This window comes from Halobacillus sp. BBL2006, from assembly GCF_000786645.1.
Taxonomy (GTDB): Bacteria; Bacillota; Bacilli; order Bacillales; family Halobacillaceae; genus Halobacillus.
This window is the reverse complement of record NZ_JRNX01000702.1, coordinates 1-5,029: the sequence shown is the minus strand read 5'-3', so window position 1 is coordinate 5,029 and position 5,029 is coordinate 1. Positions and strand designations below refer to the sequence as shown.

At 43.5% G+C, this 5,029-nt stretch carries 4 protein-coding genes and 1 pseudogene; 3 read left to right on the top strand and 2 right to left on the bottom strand.

The features are described from left to right. Window positions 1–453, bottom strand: a pseudogene (locus LD39_RS18555) (carboxylate--amine ligase); the annotation flags it as partial. 311 nt (window positions 454–764) lie between these two features. Here LD39_RS18555 and LD39_RS18550 point away from each other — a divergent pair. The 3 genes from LD39_RS18550 (at window position 765) to LD39_RS18540 (ending at window position 4,523) form a co-directional block, all read left to right on the top strand. Next, the gene (locus tag LD39_RS18550; RefSeq protein ID WP_035551523.1) at window positions 765–1,217 is read left to right on the top strand and encodes a YkvA family protein; all 453 of its coding nucleotides are present in this window, start codon (window positions 765–767) and stop codon (window positions 1,215–1,217) included. Between the two features lie 148 nt (window positions 1,218–1,365). Continuing rightward, window positions 1,366–2,247, top strand: a complete 882-nt coding sequence (locus LD39_RS18545; RefSeq protein ID WP_035551520.1) for a hypothetical protein — start codon at window positions 1,366–1,368, stop codon at window positions 2,245–2,247. An 86-nt stretch (window positions 2,248–2,333) separates the two neighbouring features. Continuing rightward, window positions 2,334–4,523 (top strand): Z1 domain-containing protein, encoded by a 2,190-nt coding sequence (locus tag LD39_RS18540; RefSeq protein ID WP_035551516.1) that lies wholly within the window; start codon window positions 2,334–2,336, stop codon window positions 4,521–4,523. A gap of 132 nt (window positions 4,524–4,655) precedes the next feature. Here the strand turns inward: LD39_RS18540 and LD39_RS18535 are convergent, their stop codons facing one another. Continuing rightward, window positions 4,656–4,919, bottom strand: a complete 264-nt coding sequence (locus tag LD39_RS18535; RefSeq protein WP_035551513.1) for a hypothetical protein — start codon at window positions 4,917–4,919, stop codon at window positions 4,656–4,658. Window positions 4,920–5,029: the final 110 nt, after the last annotated feature.

The following is a 5,029-nucleotide window of genomic DNA, read 5'->3' as shown; positions in this document are numbered from 1 at the left end:
ACGCCTTACATCGTCTTTGTTAAACGCCTCTTCAAAAACCCCTACCTTGATTCCTGAGATTTGAGCTTTACGTTTCATCATGCCTTTGTCTCGTAATAACAAGGAACGGTTGAATACGCGAGGTTCTTTGCGGAAACGGGCATTCAGAGCGCCGGCCCATTCGACACATTCTTCATATAAAGGAACGGCAACCTCCGCACCAATTTCACGGAGTTGATTGTACAAGTGATCAGAGCTTTCATTGATTTTATTAAAATCCCAGCCGACAAATGGAATCTCGTGCTTTTTCGCATAAGATTCAAAGTCTGGCGGACCGACAACAACAAAAGGGCGATTCATTCGGGCAGCTGCTTCGATGGCCTGAACGCTCCATCCAATCAAAGCGGTGTAATAAGGCTTCGTTTGTTCTGCCTCATCTACAGTTGCATTCAATTCAAGTTGATCCAATTCCATTTAGATTCTCTCCTTTTAATCGATGGATTATGAAACAGGGAAACTATTGGTGAAGCATGATACTCTAATACTTTAAAACTACCAAAATATCTTATAAACTGTAAGCTTTATCTCTGGGTTCGACAAAAATTTACAAAACTAGTGGAAGTTTTCGGGGGTGAATCGACAATACAATGATATTCCCATCGACTTAATTCCTTTTCACCTAAAGGTATCTATCGATTTCCTCCACATCTGTCCAATGAAAATAAAGACATGGAATACAACATCAATGGAAAGGGAACAGGATTTCCAGTAGAGGAGGATGACGTATGAAGAAAGAAAAATCTTATCAAGAGAAGTTGAAAAAATTAAACCCGGCTAAAGCGATTGAAAGAAGCAGAAAATACTTTTCAGAAAAGGCCTATGGAGAAAAACTACGAGATTACGGCAGCCGGATCGGAACGAAAATCGTTTACTACAGTCTACTGCTCTATTATGCCTTTAAAAGTCCAGCTACTCCAAAAAAAGCGAAGTTGACGATTGCCGGTGCCTTAGGATACTTGATCTTACCGTTAGACGTCATCCCGGACTTCATCCCAGTGGTCGGTTTCACAGATGACAGTGCGGTAATCGTTTATGCCGTATATCAAGTGATCTCTCATATTGATGATGAAGTGAAGGGGCAGGCCAAAGCAAGGCTCAAAAAGCTGTTCGGAGATTCTATCAATCTTGAAGGTTTGGAGGATCCTGAGGAGAAACAACACAATAGTGATAATGGATAAGAACGACTCATAAGATGAAGGGAGGAATTTTTCCTCTCTTTATTTTTGTATAAAAGTCTTAAGTGGTGGTAGCAGGCTATCAATGATTTTACATACGCCCAGGCAATGATAGCTTCGCAGTGTGAGAATAAACGGGGAGGCTGGCAATATGAAGCAAGATCCGATTCAACTCCAGCAGAGAGTCATATACTACAAGGCTGAGCTCGACAAGTACAAGAGAAAAGTGGAGGATTACCGAGATAACTATCACTATTCTCAACTCGAGCAGTTGAAAAACGAAAATCAGCAATTACTGGAGGAAAAAGAGAAAAGGGAAAAACAAAGCGAGGGTGAAAGGGCCGAACTTGCAAAGAGAATGGACGATCTTGAAGAGCAGGTATCTCGCTATAAAGATCAAGAAAGTCATTTGAGGGGAGAACTCTTGGCTTTAGATAAGGAGATCGAACGATTAGTGCAAGAAAGGTCAACCCTTTACGAAGAGAAGAAAGAGATAGCGGGGGAGGCGAAAGCCAGCCAAGAACGCTTGCATCAGATACTGAACAATATGGCATTATTGCAGGAAAGCTACCTGGATGTTCAAAGGAAGTTCAAATCTGAACAGAGGATGAAACAGGAGGAGGCCAAAAAAGCGGAGGAGCATGCTGCAAAGTTCCAAGTGGAAAGGGAAGAGGCACAGCAAAAACAACTGACCTACCAGCGGGAAGTTGAAGAGCTCCAAAATTTGCTTAAAGCGTGGGAAGAGAAGGAGCATGGATTAAATGCATCCATTGAGTTGTTGAAACAAGAGAATGAGGCTCTGAAGGAAGCGAATGCACAGCTAGAGGCACAGACAAAGGCAGAAAAAGAAATGGAAGGACACGAACTTCTGGACCAATTAGATGAGAAAATCAAACGACTGCTTGGCGAGTCTTTGGAATATGAAGAAGAAATGGATTCAAAGATCACACTCATCCATACGTTAGAGGATAAATTGAAAGTTCTCGCTGATGAAATTGAAGACTTGGAGCAAGCTATGAGCGAAGAGGAATGAAGACCAGATCATTTTGATTTGGTCTTTTTTCTATTTATCGATAGAATAGTGGTTTGGAGATCAATCGGCAACAAGGAGAGAAACAGATGAAAACGTTAGAAACCGTCCAGACCGAAGGACGCTTTTTTCAACATTTACAATATAAGAATGATTATTCCGCAGAGGCTGTCGCTTGTATGGTGAGGACGACAGATCAGCTGCTCGATAAGACTACCTCTGAAAATCACCCAGGAATGCTGCTTGGGAAAATTCAATCAGGGAAAACACGGACCTTTATCGGTGTGATGGGACTTGCCTATGATAACGGTTTTGATGTGGTCATCATTCTTACAAAAGGCACGAACGCGCTCGTAAAACAGACGTATGCGCGTCTGCAGAATGAGTTTACCGAAAGGATTCAGGACGACGATATGCAGGTGTACGACATTATGGCGATGCCTGAACGCCTTCGTAAGTACGAACTGTCTCAAAAGCTTGCATTTATCGTGAAAAAAGAGACGCATAACCTCGATCGGCTGCACAATACTGTACTTGAACAATATCCTTCGCTTGCAGACAAACGAATCTTGTTTATCGACGACGAAGCGGACTTTGCCAGTGTCGCCTACGAATACAAGCGTGAACAGAACGTCACTCAAATGAGGGTGATCGCTTCGAAAATCAATGCGTTGAGAAGTACGGTGCAATCAGCTGCTTTTCTGCAAGTGACGGCCACGCCATATTCTCTTTATTTACAGCCTGAAGATATGAAGATCCATAAAGGGAAAGTATTTGAACCGATACGGCCCGCTTTCACCGAGCTTGTGCCGGTTCATGAGCGTTATATCGGTGGCGATATGTATTTTGAGAAGTCGGAAAAGGAAGACCATCTAGCTTCATACCTTTACCATGAAGTGAGTGAAAAAGAGCTTCAGGTAATGAAAAAAATGGACGGACGCAGGGTGAAAATGGACAAACTTCTTACGCAGAAAAACATTGTAAATATCCGGAAGGCGATTATCAATTTTATCGTCGGAAGCTGCATACGGCGATGGCAGCAGCGTCAAGCCAAGAGAAAACAGGAGAAGTATTCGTTCATTATCCATACCGAACGTGGCAAAAATGCTCACGCCTGGCAAGGAGAGCTCATCCGGAGTTTTGAAGACTTACTGATTGATGGTGCAAAACAAAAGTCTGACATTTTTAATTCGCTCGTCCGTGATTCTTATCAGGACTTGATCCGCTCCGTCAAAACATTGGCGGCGGAGCCTGCGCCAACTTATGATGAAGTCTATGAAGAAGTACGGACGGCTCTTGAGGAAGAATACATGGTCAGTTCGATTGTCAATTCGGAGAAAGACGTGAACGAACTGCTGGATCACACTGGACAGCTGCAGCTCCGAGCCCCCATGAACATCTTTATCGGAGGTCAGATTCTTGACCGCGGGGTGACGATTCACAATTTGATCGGTTTCTTCTATGGAAGGAACCCCAAGTCATTCCAGCAGGATACGGTACTTCAGCACTCCAGAATGTATGGTGCCCGCCCAATGGAAGATCTTGCAGTCACCCGTTTTTACACGACGAAGAAAATCTATTCGATCATGGAGCGAATTCACGAATTCGATTCAGAGCTGAGACGTGCCTTCGAGCGTGGAGGCCATGAGCGCGGGGTCGTGTTCGTCCAGCGTGATGTGAATTCAACCATTCTGCCATGCAATCCGAACAAAATCCTATTGTCGAGTTTGATGATGCTAAAACCACATAAGCGGATGCTTCCCGTCGGTTTTCAAACAGGGTATAAAACCCATATCCAGAAAGCCGTGCGTGACATCGATCGCCTTGTTAAAAGAGTGATGAAAAATGCCCTTTATCAAGAGGGTGGTGCCTATCTGATTACGGTAGAGAAAGCAAAGGAAATAATTGAACTCATTCATCCGACTCTAGAGATGGATGAAGGTCGTGAATTCAACCTCGAAGAGTATCATAGCGTGCTGGACTATTTGAGCTCAGAATCAGAGCAACGCGCCTATGTTTGGCTGATTACAAGAACTGGACGGCAGATTCGACGCTTCAAAGAAGACGGCACATTTGAAAATTCACCTGACACACCCGGAAAAGGAAAAGGGGAGCTCTCTCTGGCTCGAAAGCAGGCCAAGAATCATCCTGCACTGATCATGTTGAGGCAGGAAGGAAAGAAAGAACACGGATGGAGAGGCGCTGAGTTTTGGTGGCCGATCATTGTCGCCCATAGTGAGACGACGCCAACAGTTTTTGCGAATAAAACGGTGAAATAAGTAAAGCGGCAGCCGAATCACCGGCCGCCGCTTTTTCTTATGTGCTCTGGGATATGTTCTTATTCAATCCGCTTCCCTGCTTTGTTGTTCTTAAGCTTGTCGGGGCTAATCAAGGCGATTCTACACTTAATCTTACGCGTATTGTTTTAGCATTTGGTACATGCGCTTGCCTTCATCGTTCAGCACATGGCCATTGCCACGACACTTCGTGCATTCTTTTAAGTAGCTTGTTTCTTCAACGACCATTTTCCATACAGCTGTTTCATTGGCATGGTTGGCACGCTGGTAGTGCTCCCCAATCATGTTGGCTTTATGATCATCGTATTCTTCATATTTTCCAGAGCCGTGACATAGAGGACAGACATTATAAAGCTTACTCACTGTTTTTGTTTTCATCACGAACACTTCCTTGTTATTTGATATATATAAATTATGATTGATTTTACGGAATATTCAGACGTATTGCAAGAAGTTCATAAGCATTTTCTAGATATAAAAAAGAAAAA

What these genes read in the sequence shown, in the direction of transcription:
- LD39_RS18550 (WP_035551523.1), top strand. Translation starts at nt 765, where the DNA reads ATGAAGAAAGAAAAATCTTATCAAGAGAAGTTGAAAAAATTAAACCCG.
- LD39_RS18545 (WP_035551520.1), top strand. Translation starts at nt 1,366, where the DNA reads ATGAAGCAAGATCCGATTCAACTCCAGCAGAGAGTCATATACTACAAG.
- LD39_RS18540 (WP_035551516.1), top strand. Translation starts at nt 2,334, where the DNA reads ATGAAAACGTTAGAAACCGTCCAGACCGAAGGACGCTTTTTTCAACAT.
- LD39_RS18535 (WP_035551513.1), bottom strand. Translation starts at nt 4,919, where the DNA reads ATGAAAACAAAAACAGTGAGTAAGCTTTATAATGTCTGTCCTCTATGT.